Genomic DNA, 24744 nt, shown 5'->3' on the forward strand with positions numbered 1-24744 from the left:
CGAACGGAGGCAACGCAACGGTGAACAACGGAACCGACTTCACACCGTGGCCGGACGAACTGGCACAAAGCTACACCGAACAGGGCATTTGGGCAGGCAAGACGTTCGGAACGGTCCTTCACGACGTCGCCGCGTCCACACCGGATGCAGTCGCGGTGATCGACGCCGAGCAAACATGGACATTTCGGGAACTGGACTCACGTGTCGACGCGCTGGCCTCGGGTTTTCACGATCGAGGAATCGGCACGGGAGACCGCGTCCTGCTTCAACTTCCGAATATCGCCGAGTTCGTCGAGATCACCTTCGCGCTGTTTCGCTCGGGCGCGGTGCCGGTGTTCGCCCTCCCCGCCCATCGCAGCACGGAGTTGACCGCCATAGCTGCGGCGAGTGGTGCCATCGCGATGATCGTCACGGACCAACACCTGGATCTGGCCCTCGAGACCCGTGAGGTCACCGATGGACTGGACGCGGTGATTCTCGTCGGGCCGTCGGAGAAGGACACCGCCAAGGTGAACACTCTCGACGCTTTCCGCACCCCGGACGGGCAACTGCCGGACGGCCCGAAGGCTTCGGACGTTGCCTTCCTTCAGCTTTCCGGCGGTAGCACCGGGATTCCCAAACTCATTCCCCGCACGCACGACGACTATCTGTACAGCGTGGTTCGCAGCGCGGAGATCTGTGAACTGAACTCGAACTCGGTGTACATGGCCACGCTGCCCGTTGCACACAACTTTCCGATGAGTTCTCCCGGCATTCTCGGTGCGATCACGGTCGGCGGAACAGTGGCGTTGGCCGCCGCCCCGTCTCCCGACGTGGCCTTCCCCATGATCGAACGGGCAGGCGTCACCATCACCGGTTTGGTTCCGCCGCTCGCCCGACTCTGGACCGAAACCCGCGAACGTGGCAACGCAGCAGATCTGAGCAGCCTGAAGACGCTACAGGTGGGGGGAGCACGGTGCCCCGACGAATTGGCGCAACGCATCGATGCCGCCTTCGACGGTGCCCTCCAGCAGGTCTTCGGCATGGCAGAGGGCCTGGTCTGTTACACGCGGCTCGACGACCCGCGTGAGCAGGTGACGACGACGCAGGGTCGACCGATGTCACCGCACGACCAGATCCGGCTCGTCGACGAGAACGATGACGACGTCCCGGCAGGTGAAGCGGGCGCCCTCATCACGCAGGGGCCGTACACGATCCGTGGCTACTTCCGAAACGAGGAGGCGAATGCCCGTTCGTTCACCGCGGACGGATGGTACCGGACGGGCGACATGGCCCGGCTCGATTCGGCCGGGAACGTGATCGTCACGGGTCGTGCGGCCGACCATGTGAACCGCGGAGGCGAGAAGGTGTCCGCAGAAGAACTGGAAGAGCACCTTCTCGCGCACCCGCAGGTTCGTGATGCCGTGGTCGCAGCGGTTCCGGACAAATACCTCGGTCAGCGCACGTGTGCGTTCGTGATCGCGGTGAACCCGGACGAACCGCCGAAACAGGGCGCGGTCCGAAAGTTCGTGCGGGAACGCGGACTTGCCGAATGGAAGATCCCGGACCTCGTGCGTGTCATCGACTCGTTCCCCGAGACCGGCGTGGGTAAGACCAGCCGGAAAGACCTTCGGGTCGCCCTCACCGCACAGGGCGAGGGAACGAACTAGGCGGCGATGACGCCCGCTACCGGGATTCGTCCCGCCACGGCAACCCGGAAATCGTTCATCGCGCGCTCAACGTGGTTGGAACTCGAGACCACGACCGCGCCGGTGGCGCCACGCGATGCCAAGATGCCGTTGGTGTTTCGGGCATTTTCGATGGTCGACCGAGAAGTGCCCTCTTCGGTGATCCTGCCTGCCCACACGCCGTTTGCGACGAGCCAGTCGCGCATGGCGCGGGCTTCGGTGATTCCGGACTGCGGGACGCCCCCACTGGTGATGATGGGCGTGAACGGGTACTGACGAGCAAGCTTCAGCGCGACCTGCAGACGCTCGTGCAGAACAGGCGGCATGGAGCCGTCACGGTTGAGACCCGCACCGAGTACGACGATGTTGGTACCCAACGGATTCAGATCCAACATGATGGGCGATTGCGGGGTGAGAGTCTCGGCTGCGGTGCAGCGGACGATGATGTCGCGAATATTGGTCTGGCAGCCGCCGACCGTCGACAGAACTCCATTGATGATGGTGGTGGGTGTGATGTCCGCCTGCGCGGCCGGCGCACTCGTCACTGCAACGCCTGCAGTGACGAACGACGCTGTCAGCACTCCCCATCCGGACAGACGCTTCTTGGTTGGCACCATTGCGGGTTCCCCCCTCGTGTGTCGGTTACGTCACAAGGTAGACCACGTTGTCGACCTGATCGTCACGATTCGGGTAATTTCATCCGATTCACATCTCGGATTCATCAGCCGAATCCGGACCGACCATACCCATGAATTCGTCATCGGGCCCTGGTCTGCACTCGAAGGATGTTCCCCGACTCGGTCCCGACCATCAGGTCTCCGTCCGCGCGAAGCGCAACGGACGTCATCGGCTCACCGCTCAGAATCTCGCAGGTCGTGTGAGCTTCCGGGTCGATTCGAACGAGCTTACCGAGGGTCGTTGCCAAGTAGAGGTTGCCGTCCTCGGCGGCGACGAGATCGTCCGGCAACGCCGGCAAGGAAACCGGGCCGGGCATCAGTCGAGCCACGGAGCTACGCCTCGCCGGGTCGTCGATCGACATGCGGACGATCTGGGCGTCCAGACTCGCCATCGTGGTCACGTAGAGGGTGTCGCCGTCGACCGTGATCCCGTTCGCTCCCAGGAGTGTGGCGCGGCGGGTCCAGTCCACATCGGTCGTCCCGTCCGGCCGGATGCGCACGACGCCGGAACCCGTGTCGCCCACGTACAGATTGCCCTCGCGGTCGAAGTCGGCGCCGTTGGCCATCGTCAGGTCGGTCACGAACTGCTGCGGTACCGGTGCGGGATCGGACGGGTCGAACCGCACGACGCCACTGTCGGGCGGTCCCGGAATGGCGCTGGCCGGAAGGTTGCCGAAGGTGACGTAGAGCAGCCGGTCGGGTCCGAGGGCGATGGCGCCCGGAGCGGGAACCGGAACCCGAGCGGTCACGTTGCCGGCCGAGTCGTAACGCCACACCTCGCTGCGCGCAACGCGCGAGACCCACAGGTTTCCGTCAGCGTCGTAGCCGATGTTCTCGGCGAAATCGAGGAGCGGAACGCGTGCGGCGATCTCGGTGTGCGCTTCCGACGCGCACGCTCCGGGCGCGGCCGCCACCGGATGCGCGCCGAGGCCCACCGTTGCCACCGCGGCGACGACGACACCGGATGCCCACCTCAGGGCGTTTCCACGTCGAAGCTTCGGGTGTGGTCCGCCGTGCGGCATCTCGATCCCCCGTCGACGAGGCAGGCAGTCGGATGTGCTGCCGGTTCGAAAGCCTAGTGGTGGACTGCGACCGACGTGGGCGTTCGGCGACTCGTCGACTGATCGGACGCAGCGGTCTACCCTGTCCTGGGTGTCGGGCAGTCTGGTGAAGCCGAATCGAAGGGGCCTCGCATCTCGCGAGGTGGTTCTCGACGCAGCCGAACGGGTGATGGCCGAGCACGGTTTCGAGGGTGCAACGATCGCCCGAATCGTGGCCGAAGCGCAGGTGCCGCTCAGTTCCGTCTATCACTACTTCGGGTCCAAGGACGGCGTGCTCCTGAACGTCGTCGAGCGTGGTGCGCACCGCTTGCTCACCGCGCTCTCCTCATATCCCGTCCCCCGGGGCAGTCGACTGGAGAAGCTCACAGTGTTCGCGAAGGCGCTCGAATCCGAGCTGGAGAAGGCGCCTGCGTTCCTCGGTTTGATGATGTCGGTGGCCATCACCCCCGGCGCGTTCAACGGTTCCGGCACCCAGGAAGTGGTTCGCGAGGCGCGGACGGCTGGCTTCTCGGCGATTCGCGACGGACTGTCACGCATCTTCGAACTCGAGCCGGATTGCGAGACGAACCTTCATCTCACCCGCTATGTACTTGCGAACATCGACGGTGCGGTTTTCGCCAGAAAGTCGGACGACGTGCCGGTGCGGAGCATCCTCACGCACCTGCCTGCTGCCGTCATCGGGATCCACGACTCGCTCGACTCCGGCGACGTGGTTGAATCCTGAATGAGGTACGCCTCACTTCATTCGTCATACGCTGCTCCGACGGTGTCGTTCACCAGACAGACGCCGACAGACTGCGCGTATTCGAGGTTCCCTCCTTCACCGGCAGCATTGCCGAGGACATCGGTGTGGCGCGACGCGACACCGGGCCACGACGGCCCGCCTGGTCCTCGAGGAACTGGCAGCCAACCTCGGCCGAGTCTCCTGTTCAGAGCGCTGACAGGGCCGTCGGAGGTGATCACGGCAGTGCCCTGCAGAGGCCAGCAGGTAGCCTTCACGGGATGGATGCGGTGAAGATCGACGGGATCGAACGCTCCCGCGATGTGGACGACAGGGCGGTGACACTCGGTCCTCGTCTGCCCGCTCTTTGAACGTGATTGCCATTTCGAGAGGAGCAGACAGTTGACGGAATCGAAGTCCGAATCGAACCCCAAGAACCCCGAGAAGGGGTATGTAGCCCTTCTCGGTTGGAGCCTGAACGCCATCGAGGCAGTGGATCGGTTCGACCGTCGTTACCTGGTGGTCGCGCCCGACTGGGCCGAGGATTACTGCAAAGAACACGGCATTCCCTATGTGCCGTGGAATTTCGAGCGGCTCAACGACCGTTCGATGGAGATCGCGGAGACCCTGAAGGAAAAGGGTGTCGACGTCGCGATACCGCTTTTCGAGGAGACCGTCGAGTGGGCGGGTGCCATCAACTCCGTACTCCTCGACAACCCGCGCCTGTTCGGCCAGTCGCTGCTGCTGCGCGACAAGGCGCTGATGAAGCGCCGTGCACAGCTCGGTGGCATCCGAGTAGGCATCTTCGAGGAAGCTCACGAACGTGACGACGTCATTCGCTTCCTCAAGCGTGTGAACCAGACTCTCCTCAAACTGGACGGCGACCCGAACGACCCCATCCACCTCAAGGCATTCGACAAGGCCGGCTGCCTCGGGCACCGGGTCATTCGTACCCCCGACGAGGTGGACACGATTCCCGACGAGGAGTTTCCCGTCCTCATGGAGTCCCATCTCGACGGGTGGGAGTTCGCGGTCGAGGCCTGGATCCACAACGGCAAGATTCGCTTCCTCAACATCTCCGAGTACGTGACTCTCGGCTACTCCGTGTTCGTTCCTGCCACACCGGAGCTGGAGAAGTACCGCCCCGAAATCACCCGGCAGATCGAGAAATTGATCAAGACGTTCGACATCGACTTCGGGTTCGTGCATCCCGAGTACTTCGTGACGAGCGACGGCGAAATGTACTTCGGTGAGGTGGCTTACAGGCCGCCGGGCTTCAAGGTGTTCGAATTGCTCGAACGCGCTTACGGTTTCAACGCCTACCAGGGCCTCGTTCTCGCGTTCGACCCGAAGACCACCGAGGAAGAGATCGAGGCATTCTTCCCGGAGGAGGTCGTGGGTGCGAAGGGGCACGCCGGTTGCTTCGGCGTCTATCCCCGCCGTCGCGTGGTCAGCCAGCTGGCGATGCCGGAGGAGACCGAAGACCACGAGTACTTCGAATCCCACGAGCTCACAGCACCGTTGGAGGAAACCGTCACCAAGCGGACCGCCTTCGGTACCCACTGGGGTCTGCTCTATTTCTTCGGCGACGACCCCTATGTGATGCGTGACCTCTTGAAACAACAGGAAGAACTCGACTTCTACGTCTGAGGACGCAGGTCGGTTCATACGTGAGGATTCTCGGTTGACTTCGACCAGCAGTGATGCGAACAGCAGTAGCGCCGACCCGCAGGGCGATTCCCGGCGGCTGGACAAACGTCTGTCCGGGCTCGACGAGGCGACCCGGGGCCTGGCAGAGACCAGCGACTTCGGTAAGCAGGTCAAGCTGCGTCCTGTTCTCGACGCGCTGCGACTCGTGCTGCTACAGCCCGGCGGTGCGGCTGCGATCGCGGCTCGCGCCCAGGGTCTCGACGAGGCCGGTCTGTTCGACGGAACGGACTGGGCCTCGCCGCAGATTCTGATCCCGGCGCTGACCAAGGGCACACTGCGCAGCAGCAATTCCGACACCGTGGTGCTGGAGGCAGTCAACGAGCTGCGGCTCCTCGCGGTGGCCAAGGGGGAGTACGAGCATCCTCTGATTTCCGCGGAGGACGCCCGTCAGCATCTCTCCCAGGTACTGGCGATCAACCTGTCCCTGCTGTTCACGCCGCCCAGCGAGGCTGAGCGTGAGCAGCAGGGGCGCATGGCGCAGGTGACACGAAGCCTGTTTCGGTACCTCGGCGAGAACGTGGGGTACGAAAACATCCTCGACAATCTCGTGGAGGAGATCTGGCGCATCCTTCGCCAGCGGCCGATCCAGGTCGATCAGGTCAAGAAGATGATCACCCAGATCGCGATCTACCGAAACGACCCGGACGTCGATCTCGGTTCGAGCGGCGGTGGCGCGGACCGCCTCATCAGCAGCCTGTTCGGCACCACCGATGCCTGCCGGGAGGATCCCGGCGTCGACGTCTACCTCGGACGCCTGGAGGCGATGGACAGCAGCGGGTTGCAGTACGAGGCTGCAGGTTTCGCCCGCGCCATGCACGACACCGGTTTGGTGTCGCCCTACCACGCGGTTCTGCTGCGGTACCTCCTGGAGAAGGGCGAGTATCTCGTCGGCGAAGCGCTCGGCCTTTCCAGCACCGGACGCGACTGCCTGCTGTGTTACCACGATCTGGTCCGCAGCATCATCGACGAGGCAGTCCACGTCGAAACCGCGCAGTGCATCTACGGTCTCGCGCTCATGCTCGAGCGCGGGATCCTCTACCAACCGCCGGTGGCGCCGTCCATGTGGCGTCAACTCGCACAACCGCTCTCGCAATACTCCCGCGATCGATTGACCGAGACTTTCGGGCCGACACCCGGACCGCGCGCGCGGCTGCTGTCCGGTCTGCTGTCGGTACTCGGCCAACCGCTCGGAATCGGACAGGGTGACAACCCCACATGCCAGTCGGCGAGGGCACTGTCGATGTGGTCGTACAACGATCCCGACTACCTCATGCAGATCGTGGTGTGGGCGGCCCGAGACGACGAGATCGTCATGCACTTCGAGGGCCGGCCCATCTCGTCCAACGAAAGCGAATCCGGTGTCGCGACAACCCTTCCCGTCGATCTCGATCCGGTGTCGCTCTTGGTGGTGCCGCACCTGGACCGAATCTACGCCGAGATGGGGCGCAGGTGCCTGGGCCGCGAGGGCGACCCACACCGTTGGGTCAACCCCGAGTTCCACGGTTGGTGGTCGGGGCGAGGTTTCCGGATCGACGTCGATGTCGCTACCGGCAACCTCACCGATCTCGACGGGTTCCTGCGGCACTTCTACGCGAGCTACCACCCGTACTACAACGGCAATCAGCCGCTGATTCACCCACAACCCGCGGGAATCGCCGTGACCGACAGTGCGGCCCGATTCATCGGGTGGCACGCGATCACCATTCTGCGCGTCAGCCTCGACCCGCAAGAGGTGATGCGGGTGTACTTCTTCAATCCCAACAACGACAGCGGTCAGGACTGGGGTGACGGCGTCGTCGTCAGCACAGCTGGCTGCGGCGAGCGCTTCGGCGAGGCATCGCTGCCTTTCGAGCAGTTCGCGTCGCGCCTGTACATCTTCCACTTCGACCCGCTCGAGCCCGGCGAGCTGGCCAGCGTCACGCAGGACGAGCTCGACCGAGTCGAGGGGTACATCCACCGCAGTTGGGGTGCGGAAAGGATGGGCCAACCGGCAGACTGAGCGAATGCTGAAGCTTCGCATCCTGTCGCCCACGGCGATGACCGACGATCTGGTGGAGATCCTCGAGGCCGACTCCGCGGTGAGCGGTATCGCCCTCATGCGAGGAGCTTCGGTGAAACCGGTGGGCGACGTGATCCTCGCCGACCTGGCCCGTGAGGCCACGAACGACCTCCTCGACGAACTGCGGGAACTCGGTCTGCACCGCGCGGGAACGATCACGATCGAGCCCGTGCAGACGTGGCTCTCACACAACGGGTTCGATGCCGAGATGCATACTCCCGGCAGCAGCGCGGACGCCGTGGTCTGGGCCGAGGTCGCACAGCGCTCGTACGACGAGTCCGAACTCAATTGGACCTATCTGAGTTTCATGAGTCTCGCCACGCTCCTCGCCGCGGTCGCCATCGCCAACGACTCGCAGATTCTCATCATCGGCGCCATGGTTCTGGGCCCCGAGTTCGGCGCGATCGCCGCCCTCGGTGTGGCACTCGTGCTCCGGCGTTTCGTCCTGTTCGCGGTGGCTGTACGGACCCTGATTCTCGGATTCGTGGCCGCCATCGGGGTGACTACCCTGTTGTGTCTCCTCGCGCGCGTACTGGGCTGGATCACAATCGAAGATGTCACCGGCCCGCGTCCGGCCACCGCGTTCGTCTACACCCCCGACAAGTGGTCGTTCATCGTCGCGGTGATCGCGGCTGCCGCCGGTGTCCTGTCGGTCACCTCCGCCAGGTCCGGCGGGCTGATCGGCGTATTCATCTCCGTCACCACTGTTCCCGCCGCAGGCAACATCGCCCTGGGCATCGCCTTCGGCGCCGGCTCGACCACCTGGGGCAGCCTGACCCAGCTGTCGATGAACCTCGGCGGCATGGCGGTAGCCGGGTGGGCCACTCTCGCCCTGCAGCAAGCTCTTTGGTCCCGCGTAGTCGTGCGCCGACCCAGGTTCCTTCGCGGACACCGTCCAATACCGTGAGCCTCCGTCACAACGGTAGACATTTGCAACGCTAAACAACAGCGACAGGGGAACCACTCACGGAGGATGATCGAAGCTGTCGACCCTGCCCAATCCAGCGTACGTGGTCAGGGGATCAGAAGACGATTCAGTCACAATCCAAAGAGATGAGCGTCATGCCTGTCGTCGAACAATCCGTCACCATTGCCCTCCCTCCTTCGGAAGTATGGGACTTCCTTGTCGATGCCCAGAACTGGGCCACATGGGAATCGTCGGTGCTCGAATGCGAGCAGACCAGCGAAGGGCCGCCTGGTGTCGGTGCCCGGTGGCGCGGAGTGAATCGAGTTCTGGGGAAACGAATCCAATGGGAGTCCGAGTTCGTCGAGTTCGAACCAGGAAAGGGAAGCACCAGCAAGTCGGTGGAAGGGGGCGACCTGACCTTCACCGCCACAACGAGACTGGAAGACGTCGATGGCGGCGGTAGTACTTTGCTGACCTACCGACTCGACATCGACAGCGGCATCGGAGGGATCTTCGGCAAGTTGTCGGACCCGATCGTTGCAAAGGCTCACTCCCGCACGGTTCGGGCCAGCCTGGACAATCTTGCGGACCTCATGACCACCGACAACTGAATCCGTCCCCACCCTGTTCCTCTTCGGCAACCCGCACCACGAGCTTGCCGAAATTCCGTCCGGCCAAAAGTCCCATGAATGCCTTTGGCGCATTGTCAATTCCGTCGACGATGTCTTCCTTGTAGGCGATCTTTCCTTCGGCGATCCATTTCGCGACGTCGCGTCGAAAGTCTGCCTGCAGAGCGCGGACGAACTCGGTCTGGATGAACCCACGGATGGTGAGGCTCTTGGTCAGCACCGATCGAAAGAATCCCGGCAACCGGTCCGGGCCCTCGGGAGCTTCGGTGGTGTTGTACTGGGCCACCAAGCCGCACACCGGAACCCTCGCGTACGTGTTGAGCAGTGGAAATACGGCCGAGGCCACCGCGCCGCCCACGTTCTCGAAGTACACGTCGATTCCGTCCGGCACTGCAGCCTTCAGATCGTCCGCGAAGGTCGGCGAGCGGTGATCCACGACCGCATCGAAGCCGAGTTCGTCACGAACGTGAGCACACTTGTCGGGGCCACCCGCGATACCGACGGCGCGGGCGCCCTTGATCTTGGCAATCTGTCCCACCGCGGAGCCCACGGGCCCGCTGGCCGCCGCCACGACGACGGTCTCGCCTTCCTTGGGCTTACCGATCTCGAGGAGGCCGGCATAGGCGGTGAAACCCGGCATCCCCAGGACGCCGAGCGCTGTCGACAGCGGGGCGGCAGATGCATCCAGTGGGCGTACATGATCACCGTTCTCGACTGCGTGGGTCTGCCAGCCCGAGTAGGAGAGCACCCGATCGCCCGGGGACAGCTTCGGGTGCCGCGACTCGACGACCTCGCCAACGGTGCCGCCGACCATCACGTCCCCGACCTCCACCGGGTCTGCGTACGACTTCGCCGTGCTCATCCGGCCACGCATGTACGGATCGAGCGATAGGTACAAGATTCTCAGGAGCACCTGCCCGTCGGCGAGCGACGGCAGATTCGCCGCCTCTATCCGGAAGTTGTCCGCGCTGGGCTCGCCGTCGGGCCTGGACGCGAGAACGATTCGGGTGCTCTGCACCGGAGAGTCACTACTCATGGGAGCCTGCCTACGCTCGAGGTCGTTTTCCGAAATCGTACGCAACCGAAACCGCCGAGCGCCTACGCTGGGATTTCATGGCCTACGACCAGGAGCTTGCCGACCGGATCCGACAGTTGACGAGCGGAGATCGGGCGATCACCGAGAAGGCTATGTTCGGCGGCCTGGCATTTCTGGTGGACGGCAAGATGGCCGTCGCAGCTGGCGGTAAAGGCGATCTGCTCGTCCGTGTGGGCCGAGCCGACATGGCCGATCTCATGGCGACGACCTCGGCCGACGTAGCTGTCATGGGAAGCCGCGAGATGCGCGGTTGGGTCACGATCGAACCCGAGCATCTCGAGACCGATTCCGACCTGTCGTTCTGGGTTCGGCGCGGCGTCGCCCATGCGCGGACTCTGCCCGCCAAGAACTGACGGACAGAGTTAGCGACCGGGCTTGTCTCAGTGCGCTTGGATGCCGATGTAGTGGAAGAACCCGTGCCCTGCGGCGGTCTCGCACTGGAAACTTCCGTGGAAGCCGGTCCAGCAGCGCGAGCCTGCGTGTGACACCTCGGAACCACGAGTTGCACCCTCACCGACCGGATAGCCGACGTCACTGATGTTCGGGTTTCCACCCTCGAGCGTGTATGCACCTGGATTGAATCCCGGGTGTGCGGGCGCCCAGTCGACGTCGGCGACGACCTGGTCAACGCGGAACGGGACGGGGAAATCGGCACTACCACCGAGATCGATCGTCATCTGATCACCACCGGTCACATCGCAACCCACGACGCCGTTGTCGTCGATCGCGCACTGGAAGTTGCCGGACGAGAAGTGGATCGGACCCGCAGCCTCGTCTGCCTGAGCGGGCGATGCCATCAGTGCGGATACGGCTGCTGCTCCGAAAACGACTCCGGCCGCCTTCATCGACGTGGACTTCGGCATGGTTCTGCACCTTCCGTGGGAATTGTTACCTGCAGTAATGATTGTCGTGTGATCGGCGGGCACTGTTACGCCGATCACCGGAATTTCGACAGACGGCAGACTTTCGTGTGTTCTGGAGACATGACATTCAGCAGTGGATTCGGAGCCGTGGACAAGACCCAGATCCTGCAACAAGCGGGCGAACTGAATGGCCTCGCCGAGCCCAAAGGTCTCGTGGTGACCACGAACCAGGTCGCGGATTTCGTCCTGTTCAACGTCCGATCGAAAACCGACCCCGACGACAGGGGCCGCGCGTTCTCCTACGAGGACGCCAAGGCCTACATCATCGGTCGTTCGGCGTCGGACTGAGCGACCGACCGGCGTACGGTCGAGTCCATGGCCGACGAAGAAGTTGCACCCTGGGACGACATCTACAGCGGCAAGGCAGAGGACTTCTCCGGTCCGGTGCCCTGGAACATCGGTGAACCCCAACCCGAGATAGCCGAGCTGATCGCTCGCGGCAAGTTCCACAGCGAAGTTCTCGACGCCGGCTGTGGTCACGCGGAGACCTCGCTGCACCTCGCGGCGCAGGGCTACACGGTGGTGGGGCTCGACCTATCTCCGACAGCGATCGCCGCGGCCACCCGGGCCGCGAAGGACCGCAACCTGGCCAGCGCCACCTTCGAAGTCGCGGACATCAGCGCCTTCACCGGTTACGACGGACGATTCTCGACCATCGTGGACAGCACGCTGTTCCATTCGCTACCAGTCGATCGGCGTCGGAGTTACCTCGAATCCGTGGCACGGGCAGCAGCGTCCGGCGCGTCGTTCTACATCCTGGTGTTCGAGAAGGGTGCCTTCCCCGAAGGGGAGGGTCCGAACGCGGTCACCGAAGACGAACTGCGTCAGGCCGTCGCGCCATTCTGGAACATCGACGAAGTTCGGCCGGCGTTCATCCACGCCCTTCAAGCGCCGCCCGAGGGTTCGGACATCGAACTCGACGACAAGGGACGAGCACTGCTTCCCGCGTTCCTCTTGTCCGCCCACCTCCCCCTGTGAGTGGTTGACGAGTCCAGGGACTCGTCAACCACTCACAGGCCGTTCTTGTACTCCATGGCGTAGGCGATCTTTCCGGGCTTGTCGTCGGTGTACGGTTTCGAGAGTTTGTCGAATTCGCCCTTGTCCGCAGACTTTCCGCCGTTCCACTCCTGTAGCGCCCCGAGGTCGGCGGCCGTGCGGCCACTGTCCACCACCTGGTCGCGGGGGAGTTCGACCTGTGCCCTCGTAACCTGTTCGACCGTCTTCAGGTAACTGTCGCGATCATTCGAATCCCATGCACCCAGATCGACTGCACCGGAATCTCGCAGCCACGCACCCCAGTAGAACTCCTGGAACTCGGTGCTTCCCGACTCGAATCCGACGTCGCGACCGAAGTAGACGGCACTGCGGTACTTGTCGTCGGCGAACTGCGACAGCCCCACTCCCGACGGAAGCTGTTCCACCGGAACCGTATTGCCGTCGACATCACGGTTCCACACCCACTTCCGGTTCTCCATCTCGGACCAGAACCGAGCATCGTCGAGGTCCGCCAGATTGGCGACAACTCGAAGTCGCACATGCATGTTCGGTCCACCATCAGGCGTCTCGAAGAAGGACGTCAGCGTGTGATGACCATCCGTGAGAATAAGGGACGCCGCCCGGGCCGATGACAACGGTCTTCATCGCTTCGACAGTGTCGTCCGACTCCTGTCCTACAGGCACGGTGCAGGAGAACGACGCGGGATCGTCCAGCCTGGCATCGGGCCCCGCCTCGGCGGCTTCTTCCTGTCCGTTGGCCTCGCACCAGTCGTCGAACTTCTTGTTGATCTCGTCCTTGCCGAGGGTGTATCGCCCCAGCTTGTAATAGATCTCGTCATAGCCGACGGACGGCTGGGTTGCGCGCACATCACCGATCCGAACATCGAGAAGGTCGCCCTCCTCAGCGCAGGCATACCCGCTTGCCTTGCCTGCAACCGATCCCGTTCCGAATCCTGCACCTTGTGCGCACGCAGCGGCGGACTGCATCACCGCCGGGGCGGCAACGGCAGTTCCGTTCCCCGCCGCCAGGACACCCAGAGCTGTCAACGCACTTCCGATGAACGCCTTGGTGGCCGGACTCTTCACGGAATGCATCGGCGGATCTCCTCATCGGGCTGTCAGGTTCCTGGGCAGGGTCGCCGAACCTTCCAGCGCGCGGGTGACCTACCGATGATCTAAAGCCGAGCACGCGATGACATACACATGAACGCAGCGCGGCCGGGTCGTCGACCCGGGCCGCGGCCGGTCACGGAACGGAATGCTTTTCGGCCACAGCTCTGTTGTGAACAGCTTGGATACACATGGCAGGCGCGGTGGCTACGAGCACGAGGAGACCGACACGGATCGCCGGAACCAGTATTCCGTCAGTAGCCATGTTGCGGCTGATCAGCATGCTGCCCGCCACGAAAAGAAGTGCTCCTACGAAGCGAAGTGAAACCGTGCGGCCGTCCTGACGTGGAAACTTCCCCCACCAGGGGACGCGCCTATCGGTGTTCAGTCGCATCACGAGCACTGTTCCGACGGTGTAGACAATCCCGCCGAGAGCCGAGAATGCGTATCCGATGAGCATGTGCCGACCGTAACCGACGGCACCACGCACCCGTACGAGTCGGCGTCGACGCCAAGGCAGGCCACTTGCGGTGACCGTGATGGCGACGGCCGCGCTGCTCCTCACCGCAGTCGCCGGCGGCGGCTCGGGCGACGATTCATCCGGCCAGCCGGCACCTGCCACCCGTGTTTCTGCCACGAGCGCTGCCGTGGCACCACCGGCACCGATCGAATCCGAACCCAAGACCGATACGGGAGCCGAGAACGGGGCACCGGCCGCGGTCCTGAGAACGAGGAACCCGCTCAGGCACCTGAAGCGGAGCCTGCTCCCGCGGTCGACGATCGATGCACGAACCAGATCCACTACGCAGGCGACCCTCGATCCAACGCCGAAATCAACTCCATCGGCGAGCAGACCGCCAGTGCCCTGAGCCGATCACCGGCTGCCCCCGTGAGTGGCATGATTGGCGGTGTGGGCCCATTGTTCGAGTTTCTCTCGCATTATTGGTGGCTGATCTTCGTCTTCGGCGGCAGCATCGGCGGAGCTGTGAAGGCGATCGGAGCCGCCAATCAGCGGCGGGTCGAACGTAGGCAAGAACGATTTCGCATCAAGCAACAGACCAAGGTCGCCGTCGCGCAGGCCAACGCACAGGGCCAGGTAGACAAGGAGGCTGTGCTGCGTGACGTCGCCAAGACGATCGACGAACACGAACAAACCGATGCTCGGTGGTTCGGCTACGAGATCGACATGGTGACACTGCTCGACTTCCCGATGATGATCGATATGCGTGAACCGCTCACCATCGAATTCCACAAGGCGAAGCGCCACGCCGACCTGCTCAAGCCCTCGGATCCGGAGTCGCTGGTGGGTGACCCCGACGGTCGCTCCCGGTACCGCGATGCCGTTCACGTCTATGCCGTCGCCTTCGACGTCGCCGAGAAGGAGGCCACGCGCCGACGCCACGGTGACTTCGACGACGGCGAGCAGGAGCGGCTCGTGCGCGCACAGCGCTTGCTTCGACTCGCGATGAACGACGGGGCCACGCAGCAGGAGCGGCACAGCGCGTACGCCAAAGCCCGCAAAGAGCTGGAGGGACTCATCTCCATCCCCAACACCGCGCGTCTACAGCTCGAGCGCAGCATCGCCGGCCAGATCGAGGCGTAGTGCCACTGTGCTTGGTCCGAGAGTTCCTGGACTCGTGTCTGAGTTCAGGACATGCAGGACAGTTGATGTTTCAGGACATCGAGGACACTCACAGCCCGCCTGGGTGACACTCAGGGATGGGCGGAAAAGGGTTTTCGATGAATCCAGACATCGTGGAAGCGGTCGCCACGTATGCAGGCGGGACACGGATCAATGTGTCCCGCCTGTGCCGCGAACAAAGCATCTCGCGGAACACCTTCTACGCACTGGTGCACCGTTTCCGTGACGAAGGGGCGTCCGCGTTCACCGCGCGTTCGACCCGGCCGAACGCCAGCCGGACGGCCACCACACCCGAGGTGCACGAGGCGATCGTGCGGGTCCGCAAAGAACTCGACGACGAAGGGCTCGACAACGGGCCCATCTCGATCCGCTGGCGCCTGCAGGACCAAGACCTGGACCCGGTGCCGTCGAGGTCGACGATCTACCGGGTGCTCACCGACCACGGCCTGATCATCGCGGAGCCGCGCAAAAAGCCCCGCACCCGCCGCAGCTTCGAGTTCTCCGAACCCAACGGGTGCTGGCAGATCGACGGGCTCGAGCACTACCTCGCCGACGGCACCACGGTATGCATCCTGCAGATCCTCGACGACCATTCCCGCCTGGACGTGTGCTCGTTCGCTGCTCGCGCGGAAACCTCCGCCGACGCCTGGACCGCACTGCAACGGGCGATGAACGGCTACGGGATCCCGCCCACCTGCTCTCCGACAACGGCCTCGCGTTCTCCGGCAAACGACGCGGTTCCATGGCAGAGATCGAACGCCACCTCGCCGCCCTCGGCACGAAGACCATCGCCTCCTCCGTCTACCACCCGCAGACCTGCGGCAAGAACGAACGCGCCCACAAAACCCTGCGCAAATGGCTCGCCAAGAAACCCGCCGCCGACACTCTGACCGAACTGCAGACCCAGCTCGACACCTACCGGCAGATCTACAACAACCGCCGCCATCAGGGAATCGGCGGAACCACTCGCAACAACGTTGGGACACCACTCCTGCCGCCCAACTCACACCCGGGCTACCGCGCCGAGCCGGCCGCATCGAGCGTCCCGTCTCGAGCACCGGAGTGATCCAGTTCGATGGACTGTCGATCATCATCGGACGCCGCTACAAGAACACCGACGCCACCGTCCACTGGCAGGGCGATCGTGTCACCGTCATGATCGGCGACACGATCGCCCGCACACTTACACCCGACAGAACCACCAGGTATCAGAAACTGTCCCATAAGTCCTGAGACAGATCTGTCCTCGATGTCCTGAGACATGACAAGAGCCCCTGGACTCGCTAACCACTCACGGGGCGCGGAGCGCCTTCAGGACGGCACGGGTGCGGTGATCACGCTTGTCACGGAGCCGCTCGTATGCCTCGGGCCCCACTCCATAGGTGTCTTCGACCTGTTCGAACAGGTTTTCGACGACCTCGGGATCGGTCGAGGGGACCCCGAACTCGATCTTGCCGGTTTCGGCTCCTACCCCTGCGAACAGGTGCCGAATGCCGCCGGGTCCACCGCCCAGTACGTTGCCCTCGAACAACCCGGTGGTCGCCCACCGCAGGCCGAGCGAATTCTGCAGAATCGTGTCGAGCTGTTCGGCGGAGACCACACCCTGCTCGACCAGGTATCGAGCTTCGCGTGACAGTGCCATCTGGAGACGATTGGCGACGAATCCGGGCAGCTCCTTGCGGATGACCACCGGCACACGCCCCAGCGCCTCGTAGAGTTCCACTGCCCGGTCGACGGCCTCCGGTGCGGTGCGTTCGCCCGGGAGCACCTCGACCAGCGGCATCAGCTCGGGTGGATTGAAGGGGTGTCCGACGACAACCCGAGCTGGGTCCTCCAGTTCCGTCGCGATGAGTGTCGCCGAGATGGAGGAACTCGAGGTTGCCAGTACGGCGTCGGGCTTGGCCGCCTGAACAATCTCTGCGAACAGCGATTTCTTCACGTCGAGCCGTTCCGGACCGTTCTCCTGAACTAGGTCCGCATCCGCGACGGCTTCCGCGAGATCGCTCGTCGCTCGCACGTGCTCGTCGTCCGCGAACTCCGCCACGACGTTCTCGAGGTCCGGGCGTGGATCGGTGATTACGACGTCCCACCCGTGTTCACGGGCAAGTCTGGCCCAGGACAGCCCGATGACTCCTGCTCCGACGATTGCAATCGTTCTCATGTCACATACCTACGATTCCGGTGAGTCTTCCTTCGATGCGCGCGACCACGCGCTCTTCACTGCCTGCGGTGAGCGGTACGGCGCGCACGGTTCCACCCAGGTCGGTGACGTACGCGGTGCCGGCAGCCGAGTCGACGGCCAGCCCGATCGCCTCGTGAAAGCCGCCGGCGAGTACCTCGGGCTGCGCGCCGCGTTCGCCTGGTCCGGGGACGGCCGCTCGGTTGAGGGTGTTGCCGGACGGCTCGGCGCCCCGGTCGGTCCAGTAGAGTACGTCGCCGTCCAGGTGCAGGTCGATCGGTTCGGGCAGGTTGTCCCAGAGCACTTCGATGTCGGTCCGATCCGCTGCCGTCTCCCCTTCGGGGATGTCGAGCCCGGTTCGCAGGATGCGACCCTTACCGCCCTTTGAGGGGCCCTTCTGTGTCCAGTACAGGTAGCCGGCCGCGGGATCGACCGCGATGCCGACGCATTCCTGCATGATGTCGCCCACGGGTGCGTTGACCACGAGGTCGGTCAGGCCGGTCCCGTCGATGTCCACACGGCTGACCTTGCAGCCCTCACGGTCTCCCCAATACAGCTGTCCCGCAGCGAGAACCGCGGTCAGCTGCTTTCCTGTGGTTATGGCGCCCACCGGCAGGATCTCGCGCCGATCGGTGCCGTCGACATTCGCCGAGTACAGGGCGCCGTTCTTCGCGGAGAAGTCGAACTCGGCATCCGGCCCAGAGCCGACGACCTCGGGTCGACCCATGATCGTCCAGTAGATCCGGCCCGATTCTGCGTCGTGGGCGATGCCGTCGGGCGCTGCGCCTGCATCGTCGACGAGCGCACGAATCGACCCGTCCGAAAGATCGATTCGCTCGATCGTGCCCGCGGCGATGTTCAGAACGAGTAGTGCGTCGAACATGTCCAACCTGCTTTCTAGACTGCGATCGCGTTGTCGCGCAGCGCACTCGGTGCTGTCAGGGGCGATGCCGATGCGAGAGCGCGGCGACGGGCCGCTTCCACTCCACCGAATGCCTGCGCGATTCCGGTGAGCCGTGCTGCGTAGTGGCTGACCGACGTTTCGTAGGTCATGCCGATTCCGCCGTGCAGCTGGACGATCTCTTCCGCGACCTTCCGCGAGATGTCGGCGACGAGCACGAAAGCGTCGTCCGCGTTGCTGCCGAGGTTCTGTTCGTCGCCCGAATCGAATGCTTCCGCCATCGCAGTGGCCCACAGCGCGGTCGAACGTGCGAGTTCGATCTCGGCGTACAGGTCGGCGCTGCGGTGGACGAGGGCCTGGAAGACCGACAACGGTACGCCGAACTGCTTGCGCGACTTCAGGTATTCGACGGTCTGCGCGAGTCCGGAGTCCATGAGACCCACCGCTTCGCCGAGAAGCGCGATCCGGGCCTTGGCGATTGCGACGTCGAGCGCACGGACGGCGTCCGTTCCGGCGGCGCCGAGCGCAACTGCCGGGGTGTCGGTGAACAGCACCTCGGACGCATGTGCCCAGTCCGGGGTGCGGCCGTCGACACGAGTGAGCCCGGCCGCGTCACCCTTCACGACGTAGAGACCCGTGTCGCCCTGGTCGTCGATCGCCGTCACCAGCAGGGTTGCGGCCCTGTCGGCGCGCAGGACTGGGGACTTCACTCCGTTCAGAAGAACCCTGTCTTCGGCTCCCGCGCTCGCGGCGACCGCGGGTGGGGTGTCCCAGGCACGCTTCGGCTCGGCGTGAGCGACGGCGTAGATCTGATCGCCACTCACCAACGGTGCCAACAGATCGTTCTGCTGGTCGTCCGTTCCCAGGGTGGAGATCAGCCAGGACGGGAGGAACACGCCGTCGAGGAGTGGTTCGACCGCTGCGTGCTTGCCGATAGCATTCTGGGTCACGAACACCTCCGCAGCACCGGCACCTGCCCCGTCGTGGTCTTCGTCGACACTCAGTGTGGTGAGTCCCAGATCGGTGGCGTTCTCCCATGCCTTTGCGCTCCAACCGAGTTCGGTTGCGACCACCTCGCCGCGGAACCCCGGGGCATAGTGGCGGGCCAGCATGGCGTCCACGCTCTCGAACAGAAGCTGCTGGTCTTCGTTGGGTTCGAGGTTCATGATGTTCTCCTTACAGCCCGAGGATGGTCTTGGCGATCACGCCGCGCTGGATTTCGTTGGATCCGCCGAAGATCGAGAGCTTCCGCAGATTGAGGTATTGAGTGGCCGCGACAGCATCAGCTGCCGCTGCGTGCAGTTCCGAGGTGACACCCGACCCGCCGCCCACGAGGAGCGAATCGGATCCGGCAATCGCGACACGCATTTCGGAAAGCTCCTGGAGAAGCTGGGTACCTTCCAGTTTCAGCAACGAGGAAACAGGGCTGGCCTGTCCGTTCTCGGAGGCGCCTGTGACGCGCAACTGTGTTGCTTCGAGGGCGAGCAGCCGCAGCTTGACGGCATGCATACGGCTTCGGAAGGTCGGGTCGTCGGCGAGGGGGCCGGTTCCGATGTCACGGCCACGTGCCTGGTCGGAGATCTCCGCAAAGATTCGTTGGCTCGTGCCCACCTGAGCGATTGAGTTGCGTTCGTTGCCGAGAAGGAACTTCGCGTAGCTCCACCCGCGATTCTCCTCACCGACAAGGTTTTCCGCGGGAATACGGACGTTGTCGAAGAAGAACTCGTTGACCTCCGAGCCACCGTCGATCAGCTTGATCGGACGACGTTCGATGCCGGGGGTGTCGAGGTCGAGCAGGAAGAAGGAGATTCCATGCTGCTTCTTGGGTGCGTCCGGGTTGGTGCGGGCAAGCAGGAACATCCAGTCGCCGTACTGCCCGAGTGTCGTCCACGTCTTCTGCCCGTTGACGACGTACTCGTCCCCGTCACGCACCGCCGTGGTCTTCAGTGCCGCGAGATCGGAACCGGCTTCGGGCTCCGAGAAACCCTGCGACCACCAGATGTCGAGGTTGGCGGTGACCGGAAGGAACTTCTCCTTCTGCTCCTCGGTGCCGAACTCGGCGATGATGGGTCCGACCATGCTGACGTTGAACGCCAACGGGTTCGGGACGCCGGCCCGCTGCAGTTCGGAGACGTAGATGTGAGTTTGGGTCGGCGTCCAGTTCTTACCGCCCCATTCGACGGGCCAGTGCGGCACTGCGAGTCCATGCTTGTTCAGCACCTGCTGCGTTTCCACGATGTCGTCGCGGGTGGTGTGACCCAATGCGCTTCGGCGTCGGATATCCGGGGAGATGTCCTGGGACAACGCGTTTCGAATGTCGTCGCGGAATGCGATCTCTTCGTTGCTGAGCCCGAGATTCATGATGCCTTCTTCTCGTCGTTGACGCGGCGGAGAGATCCGAGGACCTCGTCCGTGCTCTGGCCTGCTCGTTCTGCGTGCCGGTGAATGTCTGCCGGGGTCCTGGAGAAGTTCACGGGGTTGGCCGCCACCCGGATCCGACCCTCTGTGGGGTGATCGACTTCGCTGATCAGGCCCATTTCCTTGACGTAGGGGTCGTCGGAGATGTCGGCGATGTCGAGAACGACGCCGTACGGCATGTCGTGTTCGGTGAGGAACTCTTCCCACTCGGCTGTCGTCCTGTTGGTCGAGTGATCGAGCACTGCACGGATTCCGTCGTAGAACACGTCGCGAACCATCACCTTCTCGTCCCATACCGGGTCTGCGGCGCGCTCGTGCTGACCGGCGCCCTTCAGGAGGAGACGCACCGCGTCGTAGGTGTACGGAACAGCTGCGATCGCGCCGCCATCCTTGGTGCGCATGGCGGCGTGCACATCGGTGAGGCTCAGGGGATTGCCCACATCGCCTGCGGCCGGGACAAATACGTCGCCTGCCATGTGCTCGACCGCGTTCATGGCGATCATCGTGTCCGCCATCGCGAGAGACACCTGCTGCGCCTCTCCGGTCCGCTCACGGTGGAAGAGCGCGCCGAGTATGCCGTTGACGAGGTATAGGGCAGCGGTCTTGTCCGCGATGTAGGTGGGTACGAACTGCAAGGAGCCGTTGGCGCGCTCCTGGAGGTTCACCAATCCGGTGACGGCCTGGATCACTTCGTCGTAAGCGGGGCGTGCACTCTGCGACGAGGCCGCATTGAAGCCCTGCGCGTGCGCGTAGATCAGGTGGGGTAGACGCTCGTGAACCGTGTCGTAGCCCAACCCGAGTCGGTCGAGGGCCCCGAGGCGCATGTTGGTGAGCAGTACGTCCGCGGTCTCGAGCAGCTCGAAGAGCGAGTGCAGATCGTCCTTGTCCTTGAGGTTGAGGACGACGCTGCGCTTGTTGCGGTTCACCTGCATGTAGAGGGGCGCCATGCCCGCGTTGCGTCCGGTGTTGGCGGGGGAGACGCGTGCCGTGTCGAACGGGGGCTCGATGCGGATGACGTCGGCGCCGAAGTCACCGAGGATCTGCGATGCGAGCGGGCCCATGACGACGGTCGAGATGTCGACGACCGTGACGCCTTTCAGAGGTCCGGTCGGGTCGTTTCCGATGTTGAGTGTTTCGGATGTCGTGGGAACCGTCATCGCGTGGTGTCCTTTCGCGTTCGGCCGACCCGTTTCGGTCGATGTGATCATTACCCACGCTAATTACTGCTGACCCGGGAGGGAATGACCGTCTTTCACACGTCGGTATGACCACATGCGACATACCAACCCCGCCACGACTACACTCGGGCGAATGGAGATGAGGCACCTGCGGTACTTCCTCGCGGTGGCTCACGAACTCAACTTCACCCGGGCAGCGGGCATTCTGCAGATGTCGGTGCCGCCGCTGAGCCAGCGGATCAAGGCGCTGGAGAAGGAACTGGGCGAGCCGCTTTTCGACCGTTCCACCCACCACACGAGGCTGACGCCGGCCGGCGCCGCGCTGCTGCCCATCGCCACGAAACTCGTCGACGAGTTCGATGCGATACCCCACCTGATCCGCACCGACACCAGGCACGATCGCGTTCGCGTGGCAGTTCCCGACGTTCTCAATCCCCGCCATCGACGGAACATCTCCGAAAGGATCCGTGCGTTGAAGGGCTCGTATTCGTTCACGATTCGCCAGATCCCGTCCCTCGACATGGAGTCGGAACTTCTCGCTCGCAACGTGGACATCGCCATCTCCCACGTCCCGACGAGCCACCCCGACCTGGTGGCCCTCAGCCTCTACTCGGAACCCCTGGGCGCCGTCGTCGACGCGGACCTGTTTCCGGGGAGAACTTCGCTGAAGTCGAGTGATCTGCGTGGTCTCAAGCACGTGAGCGGCCCGACGCACTGGAATCTGCGACGCGAGAACAAGCGCTGGCTCGAGGCGGCCGGCATCGAATCCGAGCCCGACGTTCGGTTCTCGGACGTCAGCGGAATGCTCATGATGCTCCGCAACGACCGGTACTTCACCTTCGCGCCGATCGAATCGGAAGCACTCACCGGCATCGACCGGTCCGAGTTCGTCGTGCTGCCGATCGACGACGCCGATCTGGCACTCACCACGTGGCAGATCCGTCGGGTGGCCGATGCGTGGCTCGCGCCGATCACCTTCCGCCGTGACCCGGAAACGCCACTGCCCCCGACCTGACAGGGCGGGAGCAGTGGCGTTTCGTCGGTCGACCAGGTCTCGACGACCTAGCCCACCGGAACCGGAGTGGTCGTGGTTACCGGAGCTTCGGTCGTGGTCGTCGGCGCGGACGAGCCGGTCGACCCCTCGGTGACCGTGGCGCCGGCATCCTTCGTCGGCACCTCGGCGGGCGGCGCCGCCACCTCCGGCGTGACCTCCACGGTCTGCGACGGCGCCGGAGCGTCCGAGGTGACCGGTGCCGCCGACTTCGTCGTTGTGGCCTCTGCTGCCGGGGTCGGAACGGCAGTCCCCGCAGGCTTGTCCGCGGTCGATGCCGCCGCCTTGGCCGCGGTGGCGTCCTTCGTCTCCGCCACGAGTTGGAGTGTGTCGGCGACATCCTCGGCCTGCGGCTTCACCGCCGTGTTCAGCGGCTTACCGTTCTGTGCCTGCTTGGCCAGATTCGTGAGCCACGCCGCCGCATACTCGGCGGAGGTCAGCGGCTTGCCACCGTTGGGGTTGGCATCGCGCCAGTAGTCGAAGTGATGCCCGGTTCCGTTGGGGCCCAACGTGAGCTGATACGGATCGCTCATGATCACCGGGATCGTGTTGGTGTTGGTCGCGATCAGTCCCACGATCTCCCGGAACAGTTTCTGCGGCAGGTACGCGAGCGGAGACAGTTCCTCGCCGTCGATCACCTCGCCGCCGGTTCCGTCCTCACCGTCCTCGTCCTTCACCGCCGAGGCATTGGTCGCGACCTTGACGGGCGTCGCGTCTTCGCCCTGCGGGGGCTGGTAGCTCGGCGCCGACACCTTCAGCAGTACCTGAAGGAACGTCTCGTCGCTCTGCATCCAGTCCTTCTGCGACTGGATGTCTGCGAAAGCAGCGAAAGCGATGCGGCTCAGTGCCATTGCCACGTCCTGGCCGGTGGCCGGGGTGAGGCCGTCCCGCTCGATGGCATCGACGTTGATCTGACGGCCGACATTGGCCGCGAGTTGCAGCAACGAGGTGTTCTCGGGAGCAGCGCAGGTGAGGTCACCGTCCGAGCAGAACGACGCGATCTTGCCGTCCAATGCACCGAAGCCACCACTGGTGTCCGAGGCGATGCCTTGCCCCGACGCGGCGTCCTTGCCGGTCTGGTAGCGCTGGTCGAAGTTGTCCGGGCGTCCGTACGGGTCCTTCGCCCCGGGGAACGGCCCCTCGTTCAGTCCACGGCCCGCATCGGCCAGAATGACGACACCGAGCACCCGCGCCGGATCTACGATCCCGTACTTGCCGTTCGCGTCCTGATCCTGGTTGCCGATATTCATCGCGACACGGCGGGCGACATCTGCACCCTCGCTGTATCCGACGATCGAGAACTGCGTGTCCGGGCAGGCCGCCTGGATTTCCCGCATGACCCGCTGCGAGTTCTCGACACCCGCGGCGACCGCGTCCTCGTAGGTGGCCATGTTGGCGGGGTATTCGATGTACACGGCACCGTACGTACCGGCGGCGACCTGGTTCGTCGGGACGTTGACGACTCGGTCGACCCAGTAACTGCTGTGATCACCGGACATCGCCGCAGGGAGGTCCTTGCCATCCCGGCCCTGCAGCATCGCCGTCGTGCCCTTGACCGGGGTGTCGTTTCGTCCCGCGACCGAGATGGTCATCATCTTCTTGCAGTCGTTGACCGACGACGTCAGTTCGGTGTCGATCGTCTGCGGCCCCGAGGGCAGCGCAAATGATGCGGCGACAATCGCCGTAACCCCCAACATTGCTGGTACGGTCGCCGCCGAAGCGATGCGATGCCGTTTGAAGAACTCGCGAAGAGCCATGTCCACGTCCTTTGACCCCGAACCAACCGGTATGCGCGCGAACCGACCCCCATGCCGTGCGT

Annotated in this window: 27 protein-coding genes; 14 read left to right on the forward strand and 13 right to left on the reverse strand. The window is 64.0% G+C overall.

Going from position 1 to position 24744, the window contains the following annotated elements:
* Positions 1 to 20 precede the first annotated feature (20 nt).
* Positions 21 to 1649, forward strand: coding sequence for a (2,3-dihydroxybenzoyl)adenylate synthase (locus ACFWO3_RS05760; protein ID WP_378574699.1), 1629 nt, complete (start codon positions 21 to 23; stop codon positions 1647 to 1649).
* Here ACFWO3_RS05760 and ACFWO3_RS05765 read toward each other — a convergent pair.
* Positions 1646 to 2284 carry a YdcF family protein gene (locus tag ACFWO3_RS05765; protein WP_378574701.1) on the reverse strand — a complete coding sequence of 213 codons (639 nt, stop codon included), beginning with the start codon at positions 2282 to 2284 and terminating at the stop codon, positions 1646 to 1648. The two genes, ACFWO3_RS05760 and ACFWO3_RS05765, sit on opposite strands and share 4 nt — an antisense overlap.
* Positions 2285 to 2424: 140 nt before the next feature.
* Positions 2425 to 3366, reverse strand: coding sequence for an SMP-30/gluconolactonase/LRE family protein (locus ACFWO3_RS05770; RefSeq protein ID WP_378574703.1), 942 nt, complete (start codon positions 3364 to 3366; stop codon positions 2425 to 2427).
* A gap of 130 nt (positions 3367 to 3496) precedes the next feature.
* Here ACFWO3_RS05770 and ACFWO3_RS05775 point away from each other — a divergent pair, with 130 nt between their 5' ends.
* From ACFWO3_RS05775 to ACFWO3_RS05795, 5 genes are all read left to right on the forward strand, one after another.
* On the forward strand, positions 3497 to 4129 hold the full coding sequence (locus ACFWO3_RS05775; RefSeq protein ID WP_378574706.1) for a TetR/AcrR family transcriptional regulator: 633 nt from the start codon (positions 3497 to 3499) through the stop codon (positions 4127 to 4129).
* Between the two features lie 606 nt (positions 4130 to 4735).
* Positions 4736 to 5776, forward strand: coding sequence for an acetyl-CoA carboxylase biotin carboxylase subunit family protein (locus tag ACFWO3_RS05780; protein WP_378575008.1), 1041 nt, complete (start codon positions 4736 to 4738; stop codon positions 5774 to 5776).
* Between the two features lie 34 nt (positions 5777 to 5810).
* A complete protein-coding gene (locus ACFWO3_RS05785) occupies positions 5811 to 7835 on the forward strand; it encodes a hypothetical protein (protein ID WP_378574709.1) in 2025 nt (674 codons plus the stop codon).
* 4 nt (positions 7836 to 7839) lie between these two features.
* A complete protein-coding gene (locus tag ACFWO3_RS05790; protein WP_378574711.1) occupies positions 7840 to 8802 on the forward strand; it encodes a DUF389 domain-containing protein in 963 nt (320 codons plus the stop codon).
* Positions 8803 to 8948: 146 nt separating this feature from the next.
* A complete protein-coding gene (locus ACFWO3_RS05795) occupies positions 8949 to 9413 on the forward strand; it encodes an SRPBCC family protein (RefSeq protein ID WP_378574713.1) in 465 nt (154 codons plus the stop codon).
* On the opposite strand, the gene ACFWO3_RS05800 is transcribed toward ACFWO3_RS05795, so the two are convergent.
* On the reverse strand, positions 9394 to 10467 hold the full coding sequence (locus ACFWO3_RS05800) for an NADP-dependent oxidoreductase (RefSeq protein ID WP_378574715.1): 1074 nt from the start codon (positions 10465 to 10467) through the stop codon (positions 9394 to 9396). The genes ACFWO3_RS05795 and ACFWO3_RS05800 overlap by 20 nt on opposite strands.
* A gap of 77 nt (positions 10468 to 10544) precedes the next feature.
* On the opposite strand from ACFWO3_RS05800, the gene ACFWO3_RS05805 reads away from it, so the two are divergent.
* The gene (locus tag ACFWO3_RS05805; RefSeq protein ID WP_378574718.1) at positions 10545 to 10880 is read left to right on the forward strand and encodes a TfoX/Sxy family protein; all 336 of its coding nucleotides are present in this window, start codon (positions 10545 to 10547) and stop codon (positions 10878 to 10880) included.
* A 27-nt stretch (positions 10881 to 10907) separates the two neighbouring features.
* Here the strand turns inward: ACFWO3_RS05805 and ACFWO3_RS05810 are convergent, their stop codons facing one another.
* Positions 10908 to 11390 (reverse strand): hypothetical protein, encoded by a 483-nt coding sequence (locus ACFWO3_RS05810; protein WP_378574720.1) that lies wholly within the window; start codon positions 11388 to 11390, stop codon positions 10908 to 10910.
* Between the two features lie 120 nt (positions 11391 to 11510).
* On the opposite strand from ACFWO3_RS05810, the gene ACFWO3_RS05815 reads away from it, so the two are divergent.
* Positions 11511 to 11738, forward strand: a complete 228-nt coding sequence (locus ACFWO3_RS05815; protein WP_378574722.1) for a hypothetical protein — start codon at positions 11511 to 11513, stop codon at positions 11736 to 11738.
* A 27-nt stretch (positions 11739 to 11765) separates the two neighbouring features.
* A complete protein-coding gene (locus ACFWO3_RS05820) occupies positions 11766 to 12428 on the forward strand; it encodes a class I SAM-dependent methyltransferase (protein ID WP_378574724.1) in 663 nt (220 codons plus the stop codon).
* A 32-nt stretch (positions 12429 to 12460) separates the two neighbouring features.
* On the opposite strand, the gene ACFWO3_RS05825 is transcribed toward ACFWO3_RS05820, so the two are convergent.
* The 3 genes from ACFWO3_RS05825 to ACFWO3_RS05835 all read right to left on the reverse strand — a co-directional run bounded on the left by ACFWO3_RS05825 (position 12461) and on the right by ACFWO3_RS05835 (position 14238).
* Positions 12461 to 13081, reverse strand: a complete 621-nt coding sequence (locus tag ACFWO3_RS05825) for a ParB/Srx family N-terminal domain-containing protein (RefSeq protein ID WP_378574726.1) — start codon at positions 13079 to 13081, stop codon at positions 12461 to 12463.
* Positions 13005 to 13541: a hypothetical protein gene (locus tag ACFWO3_RS05830; protein ID WP_378574728.1), complete on the reverse strand. Its 537-nt coding sequence runs from the start codon at positions 13539 to 13541 to the stop codon at positions 13005 to 13007. Before ACFWO3_RS05830 ends, ACFWO3_RS05825 begins: the two co-directional genes overlap by 77 nt.
* A 151-nt stretch (positions 13542 to 13692) precedes the next feature.
* Positions 13693 to 14238, reverse strand: a complete 546-nt coding sequence (locus ACFWO3_RS05835; RefSeq protein WP_378574730.1) for a hypothetical protein — start codon at positions 14236 to 14238, stop codon at positions 13693 to 13695.
* Positions 14239 to 14454: 216 nt separating this feature from the next.
* On the opposite strand from ACFWO3_RS05835, the gene ACFWO3_RS05840 reads away from it, so the two are divergent.
* From ACFWO3_RS05840 to ACFWO3_RS05855, 4 genes are all read left to right on the forward strand, one after another.
* The gene (locus ACFWO3_RS05840; protein WP_378575010.1) at positions 14455 to 15159 is read left to right on the forward strand and encodes a hypothetical protein; all 705 of its coding nucleotides are present in this window, start codon (positions 14455 to 14457) and stop codon (positions 15157 to 15159) included.
* A gap of 137 nt (positions 15160 to 15296) precedes the next feature.
* Complete coding sequence (locus tag ACFWO3_RS05845; RefSeq protein WP_378574732.1) at positions 15297 to 16088, forward strand: helix-turn-helix domain-containing protein; 792 nt, start codon at positions 15297 to 15299, stop codon at positions 16086 to 16088.
* Positions 15986 to 16264, forward strand: coding sequence for an integrase core domain-containing protein (locus tag ACFWO3_RS05850; RefSeq protein ID WP_378575012.1), 279 nt, complete (start codon positions 15986 to 15988; stop codon positions 16262 to 16264). Before ACFWO3_RS05845 ends, ACFWO3_RS05850 begins: the two co-directional genes overlap by 103 nt.
* Positions 16261 to 16431, forward strand: coding sequence for a hypothetical protein (locus tag ACFWO3_RS05855; RefSeq protein WP_378574734.1), 171 nt, complete (start codon positions 16261 to 16263; stop codon positions 16429 to 16431). Before ACFWO3_RS05850 ends, ACFWO3_RS05855 begins: the two co-directional genes overlap by 4 nt.
* Positions 16432 to 16489: 58 nt before the next feature.
* On the opposite strand, the gene ACFWO3_RS05860 is transcribed toward ACFWO3_RS05855, so the two are convergent.
* The 5 genes from ACFWO3_RS05860 to ACFWO3_RS05880 are packed head-to-tail and all read right to left on the reverse strand — an operon-like array spanning position 16490 to position 21853.
* A complete protein-coding gene (locus tag ACFWO3_RS05860) occupies positions 16490 to 17359 on the reverse strand; it encodes a 3-hydroxyacyl-CoA dehydrogenase NAD-binding domain-containing protein (RefSeq protein ID WP_378574737.1) in 870 nt (289 codons plus the stop codon).
* Position 17360: 1 nt separating this feature from the next.
* Positions 17361 to 18260, reverse strand: a complete 900-nt coding sequence (locus ACFWO3_RS05865) for a hypothetical protein (RefSeq protein WP_378574739.1) — start codon at positions 18258 to 18260, stop codon at positions 17361 to 17363.
* A 14-nt stretch (positions 18261 to 18274) separates the two neighbouring features.
* Positions 18275 to 19444: an acyl-CoA dehydrogenase family protein gene (locus ACFWO3_RS05870; RefSeq protein ID WP_378574742.1), complete on the reverse strand. Its 1170-nt coding sequence runs from the start codon at positions 19442 to 19444 to the stop codon at positions 18275 to 18277.
* 10 nt (positions 19445 to 19454) lie between these two features.
* Positions 19455 to 20639 carry an acyl-CoA dehydrogenase family protein gene (locus ACFWO3_RS05875; protein ID WP_378574745.1) on the reverse strand — a complete coding sequence of 395 codons (1185 nt, stop codon included), beginning with the start codon at positions 20637 to 20639 and terminating at the stop codon, positions 19455 to 19457.
* Complete coding sequence (locus ACFWO3_RS05880; protein ID WP_378574747.1) at positions 20636 to 21853, reverse strand: CaiB/BaiF CoA transferase family protein; 1218 nt, start codon at positions 21851 to 21853, stop codon at positions 20636 to 20638. The genes ACFWO3_RS05875 and ACFWO3_RS05880 overlap by 4 nt, the downstream gene beginning before the upstream one ends.
* Before the next feature lie 154 nt (positions 21854 to 22007).
* Here ACFWO3_RS05880 and ACFWO3_RS05885 point away from each other — a divergent pair, with 154 nt between their 5' ends.
* Positions 22008 to 22889 (forward strand): LysR family transcriptional regulator, encoded by an 882-nt coding sequence (locus ACFWO3_RS05885; protein WP_378574750.1) that lies wholly within the window; start codon positions 22008 to 22010, stop codon positions 22887 to 22889.
* 47 nt (positions 22890 to 22936) lie between these two features.
* Here the strand turns inward: ACFWO3_RS05885 and ACFWO3_RS05890 are convergent, their stop codons facing one another.
* Entirely contained in the window at positions 22937 to 24682 is a 1746-nt protein-coding gene (locus ACFWO3_RS05890; protein WP_378574752.1) for a cutinase family protein, read from the reverse strand.
* Between the last annotated feature and the right edge of the window lie 62 nt (positions 24683 to 24744).

The organism is Rhodococcus sp. NPDC058521 (assembly GCF_042719695.1).
Classification (GTDB): domain Bacteria; phylum Actinomycetota; class Actinomycetes; order Mycobacteriales; family Mycobacteriaceae; genus Rhodococcus_F.